The sequence below is a fragment of the Nonomuraea coxensis DSM 45129 genome, from assembly GCF_019397265.1.
GTDB lineage: Bacteria > Actinomycetota > Actinomycetes > Streptosporangiales > Streptosporangiaceae > Nonomuraea > Nonomuraea coxensis.
In genome coordinates this window covers 2,255,522-2,273,119 of the sequence record NZ_CP068985.1, presented here as the reverse complement: position 1 = coordinate 2,273,119, position 17,598 = coordinate 2,255,522, and the positions used below count along the sequence as shown (strand labels likewise).

The following is a 17,598-nucleotide window of genomic DNA, read 5'->3' as shown; positions in this document are numbered from 1 at the left end:
TCAAACCTGCTTCCAGACGAGACGGAGGACGGCGTTGAGGACGAAGAGGACGGCGAGGACGGCCGCGGGGGTCGCGGCGCCGGCGGCGTAGAACGCGAGCGTGCCGCCGCCGAACCAGGCGATCTCCAGAGCGGCGCGGGCCAGGCCGGTGAGGGGGTAGACGGCGTTCGCGCCGCCGCCCGCGCCGAACAGCGCCCAGGCGGCGATGAACAGCGCCGGGGCGCCGAGCCCGGCCAGCAGCTTCAGCGCCCAGTTCGGGCTGACGGTGAAGCCCCAGTAGCCCGCGGCGACCAGCACGGCCAGCTCCAGGAAGAACATCAGGGCGGCGTTGGCGTGCTTGGCGAGGGTGAGCATCGGGGACTCCAGCGGTTGTGACTGTCGTTCACTTACGAGAGCAATGCTCTCTCAAGAGAGCGTCAGTCGTCAAGAGCGGTGCTCTCGTTTTTTCGCACCGCTCTGATAACCTGCTTGACATGACCGCAAGCCGCACCGCCAGAGAACGCGTCCGGGCCGAGCTCACCAGGGAGATCACCGACATCGCACGCCGCCAGCTCGCCACCGAGGGCGCGGGCGGGCTGTCGCTGCGCGCGGTGGCACGCGAGATGGGCATGGTCTCCTCGGCCATCTACCGCTACTTCCCGAGCCGCGACGACCTGCTGACCGCCCTCATCATCGACGGCTACAACGCCCTCGGCGAGGCCGTCGAGCAGGGCGAGGCCGCCTGCCCCAGGGAGGACCATCTCGGGCGGTGGCTGGCCGCCTGCCACGCGCTCCGGGACTGGGCCGTCGCGCACCCCCACGAGTACGCCCTGCTCTACGGCTCCCCCGTGCCCGGCTACCAGGCGCCGCAGGACACCGTCGTGGCCCGGGAGCGGGACGTCCTCGTGCTCGGGAAGCTCGTCGCCGACGCCTGGGGCGCCGGGGCCGTGCGCCTGCCCGAGCGCCTGCCCGCCCCGCCGCCCGAGCTGGCCGCGGAGACCGGGGCGTTCCGCGAGCTGATGCCCGGCGTGCCCGACGACGTCGTGTGGGCGGCCGCGGCGGCGTGGACGTCGCTGTACGGGTGGGTCAACTTCGAGGTGTTCGGCCAGTTCAACAACGTCCTGGACGACCGCCGCGCCGCCTTCGACCACGCCATGCGCCTCACCGCCGCCACCGTGGGCCTCACCCCCTCTTGAGGAGCGGCACCAGCACTTCGTCCACGATCTGCACCACCAGCTCACCGCGGATGGGGTACCCCTCACCCCCTCCTGAGGAGCGGCACCAGCACTTCGTCCACGATCTGCACCACCAGGTCGTCGGGGATGGGGGTGCCGTTGAAGAGGAAGTGGTGCCGCAGCAGCGCGTGCCCCGCGTCCAGCCGCCTGGGGGTGACCGCGCCCGGATCGACCTCCCCCCGCTCGACCGCCCGCCGCACCACCTCTTCCATGGCCTTCCTGCCCATCCCGTGCGACGTCCTGCGCATCGCGCCGAGCTGCGAGCCGCTGCTCAGGGCCTCCCCGAGGAGCCCGCGCAGCGCCTCCCCCGCCGGCCCCGACAGGACCCGCGCGGCCTGGCTCAGCATCGCCACCAGGTCGCCGCGCAGCTCCCCGGTGTCAGGGACGGACTCGGGCGTCGGCAGCACCGTCCGCACGGCCTCGGCCACCAGCTCCAGGCGTGACGGCCAGCGCCGGTAGAGCGACGCCTTGCTGGCCTTGGCCCGCTCGGCCACCCGTTCCATGGTGAGCCCGGCGTAGCCGCTCTCGGCCAGCTCGTCGAGGGTCGCCCGGTGGATCGCGGCGTTGAGCGCCTCTCCTCTCCGGCGGGGCAGCTTTCTATGATCGGTGACCACGACCACCCATCCTAGGCAGCGGGAACGACCGTGCCGGCGTCGCCGTTCACGGTCACGACCTGGCCGTCCGCCAGCACGGACGTCCCCGCGCCCGTGCCCATGACGGCGGGGATGCCGTACTCCCGCGCCACGATCGCCGCGTGCGAGGCCGTCCCGCCGCTGTCCACGACCACGGCCGCGGCCCGCTGGAACAGCGGCGTCCACGACGGGTTCGTGTAGGGGCAGACGAGCACGTCGCCCGCCTCCAGCCGGCCGAACTCGGCGGGCTCCCTGATCACCTTGACCGGTCCGGTGACGGTGCCCGCGCTCGCCGGGGCCCCGGCGACCAGCACGTCCCCGTCCGCCGCCGCGGGAGGGAAGATCGCGGCGGGGTCGATGAGACGTACGCCGGCCAGTTCCTCCCGTTTCGCCGCCCGCGCCCGCGCGAGCTCACGCAGCCTGGCCCCCTCAGGGCCGGTCAGCGCGACCTCGCCGCCGATCGCCTCCAGCTCCTCCAGCCGCAGGTGGAAGACGTCCTCGGGCCGGTCGAGCACGCCCGCCACGCACAGCCGCCGGCCCAGCTCGACGAGCGAGCGGCGCAGGACGGGCTGCGGCAGCGTGAAGAAGAAGTGGCTGTCCTCGCGGAAGGCGATCCCGGCGCGGGCGGCGGCCACCCAGCGCCGCATCCGCTCCCGCCGCCGCGGAGCCCGCAGGAGCGGGTGGGCGAGCAGCCGGTCGAGGGCGTCGCCGGGCTCCTCGGCCGCCGGGGCAGGGTGCGCGGCCAGCACGCCGACCAGGCCGAGCACGGTCTCCGGCGCGTCCGACCAGGTGGGCGGGGTGACGAGGATCGGGCTGGCGGTCTCGCGGTGGCCGTACTCGCGCAGGAACTCCTCGAACGCGGCCAGGAACGCGGCGGGCTTCGGGTCGGCGTCGAGCGCGCCGGTGCGGACGGCCAGCTCGGCCAGCCGTTCCAGCGCCCGGTTGGTCTCGCTCGTCCGGGTGACCGCCCCGGCCAGCAGCCCGGAGAAGAGCGGGCCCCGGCGCAGCAGCTTGACGGCCACCAGCAGGCGCAGCAGCGCGAGCCCGCTGCCAGGCAGGTAGTCGACGCGCAGGTCGGCGACCGGGGCGACCAGGTCGAGCGCCTTCCTCGGCACGCGGATCAGCTCCTCCCACGGCAGCGCCCCGAGGTCCAGGGCGGCCAGGTCGCGCGCCGCCGCCAGGTAGCCGGTGAAGCGGGTGTCCTCGGTCCAGCGGGCGGGGTCGTACCGCCTGGCCTTGGCCGCGACGCGGAACGGCATGGTCAGCACCCTGGCCGTCGGGCGCGGCGCCGGCGGGACGATCTCGACGACGACGCCGTCCTCCTCGCGCAGGAACCCCTCGAACCCGCCGCGGATCCCGAACGCGCCGGTCACTTTGCCCATCAGCCCCACCGGACCGTACGGCAGCCAGGTCGACATGTCGATCGGGTACGGCCGGACCGGCAGGTATTCGAGCAGGATGCCGGCGAGCCGGCGCCGCACCGGGTTGAGCCGGCCGGGCGAGGGCGGCGGCAGGGCCGTCATGGGCCGGGCCTGGAGCAGGTGGAGGCGGCCGGCGGCGTAGGCCCACTCGATGTCCTGGGGGCGGCCGTAGTGGGCGGCGACCCGGCGGGCGAGCCCGGCCAGCTCCGCCACGACGGCGTCCGGCAGCCGCCCCGCGCCGACCTCGGGGTCGCCCTCGGGGCCGTTTTCTGGGCCGTTTTCTGGGCGGGCCTCGTGGATGACGCCGCCGCCGGGGGCGCTGCGGACGACGACCTCGCCCCGGCCCGGCCGGTAGGTGACGCGGTCCTCGCGGTCCACCTCGTAGTGGTCGGGCGTGACCAGGCCCGACACGACGGCCTCCCCGAGCCCGGCGCCGGCGTCGATGACGATCCGCTCCCGCTCGCCGGTCACCGGGTCGGCGGTGAACAGCACGCCCGCCGTGTCCGGCTCGACCATGCGCTGCACGACCACGGCGATGCTCACCCCGGCGTCGTCGATGCCGAGCCTGGCCCGGTAGGCGACGGCCCGTTCGGTGTGGAGCGAGGCCCAGCAGCGGCGTACCGCGTCGAGCAGTGCCTGCTCGCCCACCACGTTGAGGTAGGTGTCCTGCTGCCCGGCGAACGCGGCCCCCGGCAGGTCCTCGGCGGTCGCGCTGGAGCGTACGGCCACCGGCCCCGCGCCGAGCGCCGCGTACGCGCCGGCGATCTCCCGCCGCAGCTCGCCGGGCAGCTCGCCGTCCCGGCCCGCGAGGTCGTAGGCGTGCGTGGTGACGACGAAGCCGGGCGGCACGGGGAAGCCGTTCCTGATCAGTTCGCCCAGGTTGGCGCCCTTGCCTCCGGCCAGGGGCAGGTCGGCGCGGCCGACGGCGTCCAGGGGCGCGACGAGTTTCACGTGTTCTCCTTCACGGGGATGTCATCGGCGTGCGCCGTGGTGCGGAGCGGGCGCGCGGGCAGCGCCAGCGCCAGCCCGAACGCCACGGCCAGCAGCGGCGCCATGGCCCCGAACACCGGGGGCACGGCCGTCGCGAACGCCTCGCGCACGCCGTCGGGCAGCGCGGCCGGGGTCTCGGTGGCGGAGATCCCGGACCGAAGGGTGATGAAGGCGCCCACGACCGCGACCCCGGCCGACGCCCCGATCTGCCGGACGAACGTGACCGACGAGGTGGCCGTGCCGAGGTCGCCGTAGGGGACGGCGTTCTGCGCGGCCAGCAGCATGACCTGCATGACGAGGCCGACCCCCAGCCCGGTGACCAGCATGGAAGCGGCCAGCGCCGGCGGCGAGCCGGCCGTGAGGCCGACGAGCGCGAGCCCGGCCGCGGCGACGGCGGTCCCGGCGACGGGGAACGGTTTGTACCGGCCGGTCCTGGTGATCAGCCGCCCGGACACGATCGTGGAGGCCAGCACGCCGCCCATGAGCGCGGTCACGAGCAGCCCGGCCTGGGTGGCGCCGGCGCGGTGCGCGATCTGGAGGTAGGCCGGCATGTACGTGATCGTCCCGAACAGCGCGAACCCGATGACCAGGCTGATCGCCACGGGCACGGCGAAGGCCCGCTCGCGGAAGAGCCGCAGCGGCAGGATGGGGTCGGCCGCGTACCGGGCGCTGACCAGCCACCCGGCGAGCCCGCCCCCGGCCACCAGCAGGTACACCGGCTCGCGGGTCTGCCCTGCCAGCACCACGCCGACGACGAGGGCGGCCAGCGCGAGCGCCCCCGCCACGTCCAGGGGCCGCCGCCCGCCCTCCGGCCGCGGCAGCCGCAGCGCCACGGTGAGCAGGACCAGCGCCAGCAGCCCGAGCGGCGGGTATAGCGCGAAGATCCACCGCCAGCTCACCCGGTCGATGAGGAACCCGCCGATCAGCGGACCGCCGACGGCGGCCACGACGTACGCCGAGCCGAAGTAGCCGAGGAAGCGCCCCCGCTCGCGCGGGCTGACCAGCTCGCCGATGGCCGCCTGGGCGCCGATCATCAGCCCGCCGCCGCCCAGCCCCTGCACCACCCGGAACGCCATGAGCTGCGGCATCGAGGTGGCGAGCGCGCACAGGACGGCCCCGGTCACGAACACGACGACGGCGACCTGCAGCGTCGGCTTGCGGCCGTAGCGGTCGCCGAGCTTGCCGTAGACCGGCATGACGACGGTGGCGGCGACGAGGTAGGCGGTGACGACGCCGGGCATCTGGTCGAGTCCGCCGAGGTCGCCGGCCACGACGGGCAGCGCGGGAGCCATGATCGTCTGATCGAGCGCCGCGAGCAGCATGGCCAGGATCAGCCCGGTCACCACCAATCCCATGACGCCTCCCTTAGTGAACGAACCGTTCTCTAAAGGGAGAGTAGATCGATCGCGACCAGAATTCAACACCTCATGAATAGCGGCGATGAGTTGCGGGAGGCCGGCCGGTCCACCTCCGGAGGACAACCTTCAGGAGGCTTCAGTGGGTGTCGTGGTGCTGTACAAGAGCATGTCGCTGGACGGCTTCGTCGCCGGTCCGGAGGTCAGCGCGGAGCATGCCATGGGCAGGGGCGGCACGCGGCTGCACGAGTGGATGTTCACCGACCGGCCCGACCCGCGCGACAAGGAGGTCCTCGCCTCGATGGGCGCGTCGGCCGGCGCGGTCGTGGTCGGCAGGCGCACCTTCGACGTCGGCCTGCCCCACTGGCAGGACACCCCGTACCCGGCGCCGACCTTCGTGCTCACCCACCGGACCCGCGACGACCTCGTCATGAGGAGCGCGACGTTCACCTTCGTCACCGACGGCGTCGAGGCCGCCCTGAAGGCCGCCAGGAACGCGGCCGGCGACCAGGACGTGGTCGTGATGGGCGCGGAGACAGGGCGGCGGTTCCTGCGCGCCGGCCTGCTGGACGAACTGCTGATCAACCTGGTGCCGGTCGTGCTGGGCTCCGGAGTCCGGCTGCTGGACGACCTTCCCCGCATCGAGCTGACCCGCACGCAGGTGATCGCCTCCGACGCGGTCACGCACCTGCGGTACCGGGTCGTGAGGTAACGGCCGGCGGGTCTCGCGGCGCGCGAGGGCCAGGACCGCGCCACGGTCGTCCGTGAGGCGCGGTCCTGGCCAGGCGTGCGTCAGCGGGAGGCGCGGTTGACGGCCGAGATGACGGCCTTCAGGGAGGCGGTGGTGGTGTTGGCGTCGATGCCGACGCCCCACAGCACCTCGCCGTTCACGTCGCACTCCAGGTAGGAGGCGGCCTTGGCGTCGCTGCCCGAGCTCATCGCGTGCTCGGAGTAGTCGAGCACCCGTACGTCGATGCCGACGCCGCCGATCGCGTCGATGAAGGCCGAGATCGGGCCGTTGCCGGTGCCGCTGATCTCGCGGATCTCGCCGTCGAGGCGGATGTCGGCGCTGATGCGGTCCTTGTCGTCGACGGTGGACTCGCTGCGGTGGGCCATCAGGCTCAGCCGGCCCCAGCGGTTGGCCGGGTTGGGGAGGTATTCGTCGCGGAAGATCTCGAACATCTCGGCGGGGCTGACCTCGCCGCCCTCGCTGTCGGTGCGGGCCTGCACGACCTTGGAGAACTCGATCTGCAGCCGGCGCGGCAGGTCGAGCTGGTGGTCGGACTTCATGATGTAGGCCACGCCGCCCTTGCCGGACTGGCTGTTGACCCGGATCACGGCCTCGTAGGAGCGCCCGATGTCCTTCGGGTCGATCGGCAGGTAGGGGACCGCCCACGTGAAGTCGTCCACCGGCGTCCCGGCCACCGCCGCGTCGCGCTCCAGGTGCTCGAAGCCCTTCTTGATGGCGTCCTGGTGGGAGCCGGAGAAGGCGGTGTAGACCAGCTCGCCGCCCCACGGGTGGCGCGGGTGCACGGGAAGCTGGTTGCAGTATTCGGTGACGCGGCGGATCTCGTCGATGTCACTGAAGTCGATCTCGGGGTCGACGCCCTGGGAGAACAGGTTCATGCCGAGCGTGACCAGGCAGACGTTGCCGGTGCGCTCGCCGTTGCCGAACAGGCAGCCCTCGATGCGGTCGGCGCCGGCCATGTAGCCCAGCTCGGCGGCGGCGACGGCGGTGCCGCGGTCGTTGTGCGGGTGCAGCGACAGCACGATCGAGTCGCGGTGGCGCAGGTTGCGGCTCATCCACTCGATCTGGTCGGCGTAGACGTTGGGCGTGGCCATCTCGACCGTGGCCGGCAGGTTGATGATGACCTTGCGGTCGGGGGTGGGCTGCCACACCTCGTTGACGGCGTCGCAGACCTCGACGGCGTACTCCAGCTCGGTGCCGGTGAACGACTCCGGCGAGTACTCGAAGAAGACGTCCACGTCGCTCGCGTCGGCCAGCTTCTTCACCAGCTTGGCGCCCTCGACGGCGATCGCGGTGATGCCCTCCTTGTCCTGGCCGAACACGACCCGGCGCTGCAGGGTGGAGGTGGAGTTGTAGAGGTGGACGATCGCCTGCTTGGCGCCCTCCAGCGACTCGAAGGTGCGCTCGATCAGCTCGGGCCTCGCCTGCGTCAGGACCTGGATGACGACGTCGTCGGGGATGCGGCCCTCTTCGATGATCTGCCGGACGAAGTCGAAGTCGGTCTGCGAGGCGGCCGGGAAGCCGACCTCGATCTCCTTGTAGCCCAGGCGTACCAGCAGCTCGAACATCTGGAGCTTGCGGTGGGAGTCCATCGGGTCGATCAGCGCCTGGTTGCCGTCGCGCAGGTCCACCGCGCACCAGCGGGGCGCCTTGGTGATGACCTGGTCGGGCCAGGTGCGATCGGTCAGCCGGACGGGCTGGAACGGCTGGTAACGATGGATCGGCATCCGGCTGGGCTGCTGAGCGGTCATGGGCGTTGCTCCTCGTCGGGCGGTTCTGAAAGGAAGCGGCCGACGCGCATGACTGGCTCCGCGGCGAGGGAGCCGGCCTTAGAGGCCCCCGCCGCGGCAGCTAAGAAGGAGCCCGCGCAGCATGCTTTGCACGCTACCAGACGTCTGGGGATGCACCGTGCGTCATCTCAGATCCCGAGAAAGATCGTGTCGGGCTCACCCCCCGATGAGCACGCTGAGGCAGGTCACGCAGCCTTCGAGCTTCTCGAACTCCGAGATGTCGACGGCCGTGACGGCGAGCCCGCGCCGCTCCAGCAGTTCGGCGGTACGCGGAGCGGAGGCCGCGATCAGCACGCGCTCGCCGCCCAGCGGGACGACGTGGCGCCCGGCTCCTCCGGCGGCACCAGCAGGCCGGGCAGGTCCACGTGGCGGGGGTCGCCGATGAGGGTGCCGTCGGGCAGCGCGGTCACGGCGGACTTCAGGTGCAGGACGCCGCGGAGGTTCACGGGCACGACCCGGCGCTCCGGCAGCAGGGCCGCGAGCTGGCGGATGCCCTCGTCGTCGGTGCGGGCGGAGCGGCCGACGTACACGGTGGGGCCGGACTGCAGCACGTCGCCGCCGTCGAGCGTGCCCGGCCGGGCGATCATGACGGTCTTCAGCCCGAGGTCGCGTACGGCCCGCGCCACGGACTCCACCTCGGGCCGCCAGCCGGCCGCCTCCAGCGCGGCGACGTACGCCTGGTGCTGGTCGAGGGCCCGTCCGGGATCCACCGGCTCGCGCTGGAGGTGGGTGACGATGCCCTCGGAGATGCGGGGACCGGGCTTCCTTACCAGCGCAATGCCAGACATAGGGCGTGTTCTATCACGTGGAGATTAGAGTCTTCGCATGCGTGATGACGAGATTCTGACGAGGATCAGCGCCCTGGTCGACGAGGAGCGCGTGTTGCGCGACAAGCTCTCCGCCGGCGAGGTGACGACGGACGACGAGCACAACCGCGTCAAGGAGCTGGAGACGGCGCTCGACCAGTGCTGGGACCTGCTGCGGCAGCGCCGGGCCCGGCGCGGCACGGGCGAGGACCCCGACGAGGCCGCGGTCCGCCCGGCCGGCCAGGTGGAGAACTACCGCCAGTGACGCACTCTCCGGCGCAGGCCGGGCATGAGCGGATGAACCCCCGGTTCCCTGGGAAGACCCGATCATGGTTCTCCGTCCGTGCGCGTCGAGCTGACCGCCGGCGAGGTCCGGCCGGCCGGGAAATCGGTGGCCGGCGCCGCCCGGGGTGCGCTTTGCTGACCGGATGACTCTTCAGCGCGTCGATCTCGCCCAGGACGGTGGCCTGATCGCGGGCCTGCACGACGCGTACGTCGCGGCCAACGCCCACGACCCCGGCCCGCTGCTCGCCCTGCCCCGCTTCCGCCTGAACTTCGGCACCGACCGGCCGGGCCAGGCCACGGAGATGTGGGTGGCGGCCGAGGGCGGGACGGTCGCCGGCGGCTACAGCCTCGGGCTGCCGCGCATGGACAACACGCACACCGCCACGATCTACCCGCTGGTCGTACGGCCCGAGCGGCGCGGACGCGGACTGGGCTCCACGCTGTTCGAGCACGCCGTGGGCCGGGCCCGCGCGCACGGCCGGAAGCTGCTGCTCACCGAGACCCCGGCCACGGGCGTGGGTGCGCGGTTCGCCCGCGCGCACGGCATGACGCCCTCGGTCACCGAGGCGCGCCGCACGCTCGACCTGCGCGCGGCCGACCCGGCGGCGCTGGAGGCGCTGACGCCGGCGGTGCCGGGCTACTCGCTCCAGCAGTGGGCGGGCCCGGCGGGACCGGAGCTCCTGGACGACCTCGCCACCCTGTTCGACGGCATGAACGACGCCCCGCGCGACGCCGGCGTCGAGGCGAGCGGCTACGACGCCGAGCGGGTCGGCGAGCGCGAGCGGAGCATCGCGGAGGCCGGCCAGACCTGCTACACGACGATCGCACGCCACGACGCCGACGGCACGCCCGCCGCCTTCACCCGCCTCGTCATCAAGGCCGACCGCTCCGACGGCTGGGCGAACCAGGTGGACACCGTGGTGCTGCGCCCGCACCGGGGCCGCCGCCTGGGCCTGCTCGTCAAGCTCGCCAACCTGCTGTGGCTGCGTGAACGCGAGCCGCACCTCGACCGCGTCCTCACCTGGAACGCCACCACGAACGTCCACATGCTGGCCATCAACGAGACCATGGGCTTCCGGCTGCTCGACGAGTGGCACACCTGGCGGCTTGAGCTGTGACCCCTCCCCAGGCTCCCGCGGCCGGGTTACCCTGACGGTTTATGACCTTGGACGCGCTGCGCGACGGGGATCCTCGACAGGCCGGGCCGTACACCCTGCTGGGCCGGCTGGGCGAGGGCGGCATGGGGACCGTCTACCTCGGCCGGGCGCCGGACGGCACCCGGGTGGCGGTCAAGCTGATCACCGCGCGGATGAGCGCGGACCCCGGGTTCCGCCGCCGCTTCGCCCGGGAGGTCGCCGCGGCGCGGCGGGTCGCCCGCTTCTGCACCGCCCCGGTCCTCGACGCCGACGTGGAGGGCGACCCCGCCTACCTGGTCACCGAGTACGTCGAGGGGCCGAGCCTCGGTGAGGCCGTACGCGCGTCGGGGCCGCTGACGGGATCCGCGCTGGACGGGCTCGCCGCGGCCATGGCGGTGGCGCTGCGGGCCATCCACGGGGCGGGCGTGGTGCACCGGGACCTCAAACCGTCCAACGTGCTGCTCTCCCAGGTGGGGCCCAAGGTCATCGACTTCGGGATCGCGCGCTTCACCGAGACGGAGGTGAGCAGCGCCATCGTGGGGACGCCCGCGTACATGTCGCCGGAGCAGGTGTCGGGGTCGCGGGTCGGGCCCGCGTCGGACATCTTCTCGTGGGGGTGCACGGTGGCGTTCGCGGCGTCGGGGGCGTCGCCGTTCGGGTCGGGCTCGGTGCCGACGATCCTGCTGCGCATCGTGAACGAGGCTCCGGAGCTGCACGGGCTGTCGGGGGTGCTGCGTGAGCTGGTCGAGGCCGCGACCGCCAAGAACCCCGCCCAACGCCCCACCGCCCAGGACCTGCTGGACCGCCTCAGCGCCGCCAACCCCACGGCCCAGGACCTGCTGGCCCAGCTGAGCGCCGCCGACCCCCCGGCCTCGGTGGAGTCGCCGGGCACGCCGGGCGCGGGCGGGGCGGCGGGGGTCGAGGGTGCGGGGAGCCGTGCGCGGGCGGATGTGACGGAGCCGGGCGTGGCGTTCTCGGGGCCCACCCGGCCGGCCCCCGCCCATTCCGACGGTACGCCGGGCCTGTCCGACGGTGGTGGCCGGAGGCGGGGCAGGGTCGTCGCGGGGGCCGCGGCAGCGGCGGTGGCGGTCGCTGGAGTGGCGGTGGCGCTCGTGTGGAACGGGGTGGCCGGGTCCGGCGGTGACGGCGGCGCTCTCGCCGGGAGCACGTCGTCCGCCGTGGCCTCCCGGGCGAGCGGGCAGGGCGACCCCAGGGCGACGGCCACCGGCACCACGGGCACCGGCACCGCCACGCCCGGCGGCGACCAGGCGGCCGGGGGCGGTGCCGGGAACCCGCTGCGCGCCGCCCGTCCCGTCGCCTTCTACTCCCCCGAGGAGCCCAACGCCGCCCGGCAGGCGGACCTCTGGAAGAAGGACCGCCCCCAGGACGCCGCCCTGATGGAGAAGCTCGCGAAGGTCCCGCACGCCATCCGCCTCGGCTCGCCGGAGGTCCGCGCCAAGGTGGCCGACGCCGTGGCGAACGCGGCGGGCATGGGCGGCGTCCCGGTGTTCCTGGTCAACTACCTTCCGGGCACCGACGAGTGCCGTCCGGCGACCCCGGCGGAGCTGGCCGCGTACCAGAGCTGGATCAAGGGGATCGCGGGACAGATCGGCTCGTCCCCGGCCGTGGTCGTCCTGGAGCCTGGCAGCCTGACCAAGCTGCTGGGGACGAAGAACTGCGACCCGCAGGGCTCCCCCGACCAGCGCTACGCGGCCCTGCGCGAGGCGGCCGGCGCCCTGAAGGCGAACCCGCGCACCGCCGTCTACCTCGACGGCGCCCAGGACCTCTACCCCGGCACCGAGATCATGGCCGAGCGCCTGGTCAAGGCGGGCGTCGACAAGACGGACGGCTTCTTCCTCAACGCGGCCTCCTACCAGCGCACCGAGAAGGCCGTCGGGTACGGCAAGCAGCTCTCCGCCTGCATCGCCCTGCGCCGCGCCGGCCGCTCCGGCTGCCCGCTCGACGCGGCGGTGGACCGGGCCACGCTGCCGCACTTCGTCGTCGACACCGCGCGCAACGGCCGGGGATCCTGGGCCCCGGTCAAGCACTACGCGGACCCGCAGACCTGGTGCAACCCGCCGGGCAAGGGCGTCGGCGACCGCCCGACGACCGAGACCGGCGAGGAGCTGGCCGACGCCTACCTGTGGATCGCCCGTCCCGGCACCTCCAGCGGCCACTGCCGGCGCGGCACGAACGGCGACAAGGACCCCGAGTGGGGCGTGGTCGCGCCGAAGGCGGGCGAGTGGTGGGCGGAGCTCGCCCTGGAGCGGGCGAAGCTGGCCGACCCGCCGTGGAGCTGAGGTTTCCGCCGCGAGGCGCCGATGTTAAGCGGACGTTAGATCTCGGCCCGTCCACCTTGTCCGGACTCCTTCCTGGGGTGAGGCTCTGACCTGCCCGTACTCCCCCAGCCCCCAGGAGGTCCGAAGTGAGCAAGCCCCGCGTGCCGTGGAAGGCGGTGGTCGGCGGCTCGGTCGGCAATCTGGTCGAGTGGTACGACTGGTTCGTCTACAGCAGCTTCGCCGTCTACTTCGCCGCGTCCTTCTTCCCGGAGGGCGACGACACGGCCAAGCTGCTCAACACGGCGGCGATCTTCGCCGTCGGCTTCTTCATGCGCCCGCTCGGCGGGTGGCTGCTCGGCCGCTACGCCGACCGCCGGGGCCGCAAGGCGGCGCTCACGCTCACGGTCACGCTGATGTCGGCCAGCGCCCTGCTGATCGCGATCGCGCCCACGTACGAGTCGGTCGGCTACTTCGGCGCGCTGGTGCTGGTCGTCGCCCGGCTGCTCCAGGGCCTGTCGGTGGGCGGCGAGTACGCGGCCAGCGCCACGTACCTGACGGAGGCGACCCCGCGCGGCCGCCGCGGCCTGGCCTCCAGCTTCCAGTACGTCTCCATGACCGCGGGCCAGCTCGTCGGCCTCGGCCTGCAGATCATCCTGCAGAACACGATGTCGAAGGAGGCGCTCGCCTCCTACGGCTGGCGCATCCCGTTCGTCGTCGGCGCGCTCGCCGCCGCGGTCGTGTTCTACCTGCGGCGGAGCCTGCTGGAGACCGAGGCGTACGACGAGGAGCGGCGCGCCGAGGAGCCCTCCGAGCGGGGGACGATCCGCGGGCTGCTCGCCTACAAGAGGGAGGCGCTGCTGGTGATCGCCCTGACGATGGGCGGCACGGTCGCGTACTACACCTACACCACGTATCTCACCAAATACCTGTCCAACACCGCGGGCCTGCCGAAGGAGACGGCCACGCTGGTGAGCTTCTGCGCGCTGCTCGTCTTCATGTGCCTGCAGCCGCTGGCGGGGGCGCTGTCGGACCGGATCGGGCGGCGGCCGCTGCTGATCACGTTCGGGATCGGGTCGATGCTGGGGACGGTGCCGCTGATGACGGCGCTCGGCGGGGCGACCGGGTTCGGCGGGGCGCTGGCGCTGTCGCTGACCGGGCTGGTGATCGTCACCGGCTACACCTCGATCAACGCGGTGGTGAAGGCCGAGCTGTTCCCGACGGGGGTGCGGGCGCTCGGGGTGGCGCTGCCGTACGCGATCGCGAACGCGCTGTTCGGCGGCACCGCCGAGTACGTGGCGCTGTGGTTCAAGAACGCGAAGATGGAGTCCGGCTTCTTCTGGTACGTCGCCGGCTGCGCCGCGGTCTCGCTCGTCGTCTACCTGTTCATGCGCGAGACCAGGGACGCGGCCCTGTCGCGGGCCGAGCAGACGGCGGGGGCCGTCCCGGAGCAGGTGCAGCCGGGGCGCGTCTAACCTGGCGGCATGCGAGTTCTGCTGGTCGAGGACGATGACCGGCTGGCCGCCGCGCTGACGACCGCGCTCGCCCGGCACGGCCACCGGGTGACGCGGGCGGGGCTGGCCGTCGACGCCCTCCGCCTGGCGGGGGGCGCCGACTTCGTCCTGCTCGACCTGGGCCTGCCCGACATGGACGGCCTCGACGTGCTGCGCCGCCTGCGCCGGGTGTCGGCGGTGCCGCTGATCGTGGTGACCGCCCGCACCGAGGAGCGCGAGGTGCTGCGCGGCCTGCGCTCGGGGGCCGACGACTACCTGGTCAAGCCGTTCCGTACGGCGGAGCTGATGGCCCGCATGGAGGCGGTCGTGCGGCGCGGCACCCGCCCCCTGCCGCGCCGCGACGACGTGGTGCGCGTCGGCGACGTGCTCATCGACCTGGAGACGCGGCACGTCACGGTGGCCGGGGAGGCGGTGGCGCTGACCCGGCGGGAGTTCGACGTGCTGGCGCTGCTGGCCAGGGAGCCCGGCGTGGTGCGCAGCAGGGAGGAGATCCTGGACGAGGTCTGGGGCGACCCGCTGCTGTCGGCGTCGCGGTCCCTGGACGTGCACGTGGCGGGGCTGCGCGCCAAGACGGGCCGGCCCGGCCTGGTGGAGACCCTGCGGGGCACGGGCTACCGGCTGGGACCCCCGGGATGAACGGGCGGCTGGTGGTCACGTTCACCACGCTGATCGCGATCCTCATCACGGCGCTGGCGGTGCCGCTCGGCTGGGCGTACGCCTCCCACCGGACGAACCGGCTGCTCCTCGACCGCCGCGCCGACGCCACCCGCTTCGCCGAGCTGGCCGACCAGGCGGCGCGCGAGGGCGACCGCGCGGCCCTGGACCAGGAGGTGCGCCGCTACGCCGACCTGTACGGCGCGGCGGTCCGCGTCCGCGACCGGGACGGCTCGGTCCTCGTCACCGCCGGCTCGTTCGCCGCCGACGACCGCGACGTCACCCGCCTGGCGCTGTCCGGCCGCACCACCGAGCACCTGAGAATGACGACGCCGTTCGGGCCGGCGTACGCGCTGCTGGCCGAGCCCGCCGGGCGGGACGCGCAGCTCTCCGGTGTGGTGCTGCTCCAGGCCCCGACGGGCCGCGCCCGGCTGGACGTGTCGCTGGTGTGGGGCGCGCTGGCGCTCGGCGCGCTGGCCGCGCTCGGGCTCGGCGCGCTGGTGGCCAGGCGGCTCGCCCGGTGGATCCTGCGCCCGGTGACCGAGCTGGACCGCACCACCCGGGCCATCGCGGGGGGCAGGCTCGACGCGCGGGCGCATCCGGGGGCCGGGCCGTCGGAGCTGCGGCGGCTGGAGGAGCGCTTCAACGCGATGGCCGACGCCGTGGCGGGGGCGATGGAACGGCAGCGGGCCTTCGTCGCCGACGCCTCCCACGAGCTGCGCACCCCGCTCACCGTGCTGGGGCTGCGGCTGGAGAACCTGGAGCCGCACATGAAGGTCGAAGGCACGGCCGAGTACGCGGAGGCGATGGCCGAGCTGGACCGGCTGGCGCTGCTGGTGGAGGACCTGCTGACGCTGGCGAAGGTGGAGGCCGGAGCCGGGCCGGCGTCCCGGCCGGTCGCGCTGGGGCCGCGCCTCGCGGTCTGGCGTGAGGTGTACGCGGCCAAGGGCCTCACCCTGGTGGCTCCCGAGCGCCCCGAGGACGGCGAGGTGCCGGAGGCGGCGGCCAGGATCGCCGACATCGCGCTGGACAACGCGCAGAAGTTCGTCCCCGCGGGCGGGACGGTGACCGTCACCCTGGCGGGCGGGGTGCTGCGGGTGGCCGACGACGGGCCGGGGCTGGGCGAGGAGGAACGCGCCGAGGCGCTGGGGCGCTTCTGGCGGGCGGGGCCGCACGCCAACGTGCCCGGGAGCGGGCTCGGCCTGGCCATCGCCGCCGAACTGGCCCGCCATCTCGGCGGCGCCCTCCGCCTCCTCCCCACCGTCCCCCACGGCCTGACGGTGGAACTCCGCCTCCCCCTTTGACCGGACGACGCCCGTGTCAGACGCCGGAGCCGGCCGGCCCGTCGAAGCAGGAAGCCAAGGAAGTGCCGCCGCGTGAACGACAGTGGCACAGGCCAGAATCGTCGGGCTTCAGCCCGGCGAGCGCGTCAATACACGCGCCTGGAGCAGGGGCACGCGGACACCGCCTCGGAGCAGGTGCTCGACGCCCTCGCGCGGGTGCTGCGGCTCGACCCAGTCGAAACCGTCCACCTGCACAACCTCGCCCGGCAGCCCGCGCGGCCCGGCCTCTCGGAACCGCCCCCGGAGGAGCCCCATCCGAGAGTCCTCGCGCTCCTGCGGTCCCTGGCGGACACGACGCCGGCGATCGTGCTCGGGCGGCGGGGCGACGTGCTCGCCTGGAACCGCACCGGTCACGCGCTCGTCGCCGAGCACCTCCACCGACGCCCTACACATCCTGACCCACCAAACCCGCCACCCCCTCAGCCCAGCTTCCCTCCTTCTCCCTGAAGGACCTCAGCCGTAGACGGAGCGGTAGTACCGGATCGCCCCCGGGTGCAGCGGCACCACCCCGGTGCCGATGGCGTACCGCGGGTCGAGGAGCCCGCCAGGCGCCGACGGGGCCTGGAGCCGGTCGCGGGCCCGGAAAACCGTCTCGACCACCGTGTACGCCACGTCCTCCCCCAGCGAGGCCCGGCACATCAGGTAGCTGGGCGTCCCGACGGTGGCCACCGGCCGCGCCGCCCCGTACGCCCCCGCGGGCACGGTGCCGTGCTCGTACACGGGCCCGAACTCCCGCCGCAGCACCGTCACCATGGCCTCCAGCGGCACGAGCCGGATCTCACGTCCGGCCGCCTCAAGCGCGGGCGTCGGCACGCCGCCGGACCAGAAGAACGCCTCCACCTCCCCGGCCCGCAGCGCCGCGATGGACGCGTCCAGCTCCAGCCGTACGGGCTCGGCCGGCCGGGCGAGCCGGGCGGCGGCGAGCACGCGGGTGGCGGTGACCGCGGTGCCCGATCCCTCGGCCCCGATCGCGACCCTGCGCCCGGCGAGTCCGCCGGCGTCGGCGATCGGGGAGCCGGCGGGCACGACGAGGTGGACGTAGTTCATGTAGACGCGCCCGAGCGCCGCGACCGCCTGGCGGCGCACCCGGATCGCGTCGTCGGCGGTGTCGGCCAGCGCGAAGCCGACGTCGGCCCGCCCGTCGGCCATCATCGTCAGGTTCTGCACGCTGGCCGCCGTGGACAGCACCCGTACGCGGAGCCCGTCCCGCCGCAGCTCCCCGGCGAGCCGGTCGCCGAGCTGCCCGTACGCCCCGCCGGCCTGCCCCGTGACCAGCCGCAGCTCGGCCCCGGGCGGGCCGCCGCCCGAGCAGGCGGCCGCCGCCAGGGGCAGCGCGAGCAGCGACCGGCGGGTCATGGACATGAACTCACGGTATCCGGCGGAGCAGAATGGACCTTGTGACCACCGCTCGCCTGCGCATCGCCCCAGAGCTGA

At 73.7% G+C, this 17,598-nt stretch carries 18 protein-coding genes; 9 read left to right on the top strand and 9 right to left on the bottom strand.

What is annotated here, in order from left to right; all coding sequences use genetic code 11:
- A complete protein-coding gene (locus Nocox_RS10945) occupies positions 1–354 on the bottom strand; it encodes a YrdB family protein (RefSeq protein ID WP_020541872.1) in 354 nt (117 codons plus the stop codon).
- Positions 355–473: 119 nt separating this feature from the next.
- Between Nocox_RS10945 and Nocox_RS10940 the strand changes: the two genes are divergently transcribed.
- Positions 474–1,175 (top strand): TetR/AcrR family transcriptional regulator, encoded by a 702-nt coding sequence (locus Nocox_RS10940; protein ID WP_020541871.1) that lies wholly within the window; start codon positions 474–476, stop codon positions 1,173–1,175.
- Positions 1,176–1,237: 62 nt separating this feature from the next.
- Here Nocox_RS10940 and Nocox_RS10935 read toward each other — a convergent pair whose 3' ends face one another.
- The 3 genes from Nocox_RS10935 to Nocox_RS10925 are packed head-to-tail and all read right to left on the bottom strand — an operon-like array spanning position 1,238 to position 5,612.
- A complete protein-coding gene (locus Nocox_RS10935) occupies positions 1,238–1,834 on the bottom strand; it encodes a TetR/AcrR family transcriptional regulator (RefSeq protein ID WP_020541870.1) in 597 nt (198 codons plus the stop codon).
- Positions 1,835–1,839: 5 nt separating this feature from the next.
- Complete coding sequence (locus Nocox_RS10930) at positions 1,840–4,218, bottom strand: PEP/pyruvate-binding domain-containing protein (protein WP_020541869.1); 2,379 nt, start codon at positions 4,216–4,218, stop codon at positions 1,840–1,842.
- A complete protein-coding gene (locus tag Nocox_RS10925) occupies positions 4,215–5,612 on the bottom strand; it encodes an MFS transporter (RefSeq protein WP_033408415.1) in 1,398 nt (465 codons plus the stop codon). The genes Nocox_RS10930 and Nocox_RS10925 overlap by 4 nt, the downstream gene beginning before the upstream one ends.
- A 142-nt stretch (positions 5,613–5,754) precedes the next feature.
- Between Nocox_RS10925 and Nocox_RS10920 the strand changes: the two genes are divergently transcribed.
- A complete protein-coding gene (locus Nocox_RS10920; RefSeq protein WP_020541867.1) occupies positions 5,755–6,324 on the top strand; it encodes a dihydrofolate reductase family protein in 570 nt (189 codons plus the stop codon).
- Positions 6,325–6,404: 80 nt separating this feature from the next.
- On the opposite strand, the gene leuA is transcribed toward Nocox_RS10920, so the two are convergent.
- The 3 genes from leuA to Nocox_RS10910 all read right to left on the bottom strand — a co-directional run bounded on the left by leuA (position 6,405) and on the right by Nocox_RS10910 (position 8,938).
- On the bottom strand, positions 6,405–8,111 hold the full coding sequence (gene leuA / locus Nocox_RS10915; protein ID WP_020541866.1) for a 2-isopropylmalate synthase: 1,707 nt from the start codon (positions 8,109–8,111) through the stop codon (positions 6,405–6,407).
- 195 nt (positions 8,112–8,306) lie between these two features.
- Complete coding sequence (locus tag Nocox_RS43935) at positions 8,307–8,444, bottom strand: hypothetical protein (protein ID WP_020541865.1); 138 nt, start codon at positions 8,442–8,444, stop codon at positions 8,307–8,309.
- On the bottom strand, positions 8,438–8,938 hold the full coding sequence (locus Nocox_RS10910) for a hypothetical protein (protein WP_343224377.1): 501 nt from the start codon (positions 8,936–8,938) through the stop codon (positions 8,438–8,440). Before Nocox_RS10910 ends, Nocox_RS43935 begins: the two co-directional genes overlap by 7 nt.
- Before the next feature lie 37 nt (positions 8,939–8,975).
- On the opposite strand from Nocox_RS10910, the gene Nocox_RS10905 reads away from it, so the two are divergent.
- The 6 genes from Nocox_RS10905 to Nocox_RS10880 all read left to right on the top strand — a co-directional run bounded on the left by Nocox_RS10905 (position 8,976) and on the right by Nocox_RS10880 (position 16,125).
- On the top strand, positions 8,976–9,221 hold the full coding sequence (locus Nocox_RS10905; RefSeq protein ID WP_020541864.1) for a DUF2630 family protein: 246 nt from the start codon (positions 8,976–8,978) through the stop codon (positions 9,219–9,221).
- 163 nt (positions 9,222–9,384) lie between these two features.
- Complete coding sequence (locus Nocox_RS10900) at positions 9,385–10,359, top strand: GNAT family N-acetyltransferase (protein WP_020541863.1); 975 nt, start codon at positions 9,385–9,387, stop codon at positions 10,357–10,359.
- A gap of 41 nt (positions 10,360–10,400) precedes the next feature.
- Positions 10,401–12,677 (top strand): glycoside hydrolase family 6 protein, encoded by a 2,277-nt coding sequence (locus Nocox_RS10895; protein WP_051112491.1) that lies wholly within the window; start codon positions 10,401–10,403, stop codon positions 12,675–12,677.
- Positions 12,678–12,802: 125 nt separating this feature from the next.
- On the top strand, positions 12,803–14,128 hold the full coding sequence (locus Nocox_RS10890; RefSeq protein WP_020541862.1) for an MFS transporter: 1,326 nt from the start codon (positions 12,803–12,805) through the stop codon (positions 14,126–14,128).
- Between the two features lie 9 nt (positions 14,129–14,137).
- Complete coding sequence (locus Nocox_RS10885; RefSeq protein ID WP_020541861.1) at positions 14,138–14,803, top strand: response regulator transcription factor; 666 nt, start codon at positions 14,138–14,140, stop codon at positions 14,801–14,803.
- Complete coding sequence (locus Nocox_RS10880) at positions 14,800–16,125, top strand: sensor histidine kinase (protein WP_020541860.1); 1,326 nt, start codon at positions 14,800–14,802, stop codon at positions 16,123–16,125. The genes Nocox_RS10885 and Nocox_RS10880 overlap by 4 nt, the downstream gene beginning before the upstream one ends.
- A gap of 108 nt (positions 16,126–16,233) precedes the next feature.
- On the opposite strand, the gene Nocox_RS42940 is transcribed toward Nocox_RS10880, so the two are convergent.
- The gene (locus tag Nocox_RS42940) at positions 16,234–16,419 is read right to left on the bottom strand and encodes a hypothetical protein (protein WP_246649941.1); all 186 of its coding nucleotides are present in this window, start codon (positions 16,417–16,419) and stop codon (positions 16,234–16,236) included.
- 51 nt (positions 16,420–16,470) lie between these two features.
- On the opposite strand from Nocox_RS42940, the gene Nocox_RS42935 reads away from it, so the two are divergent.
- The gene (locus Nocox_RS42935) at positions 16,471–16,611 is read left to right on the top strand and encodes a hypothetical protein (protein WP_246649851.1); all 141 of its coding nucleotides are present in this window, start codon (positions 16,471–16,473) and stop codon (positions 16,609–16,611) included.
- Between the two features lie 6 nt (positions 16,612–16,617).
- On the opposite strand, the gene Nocox_RS10870 is transcribed toward Nocox_RS42935, so the two are convergent.
- Positions 16,618–17,526 (bottom strand): TAXI family TRAP transporter solute-binding subunit, encoded by a 909-nt coding sequence (locus Nocox_RS10870; protein WP_033408413.1) that lies wholly within the window; start codon positions 17,524–17,526, stop codon positions 16,618–16,620.
- Positions 17,527–17,598: the final 72 nt, after the last annotated feature.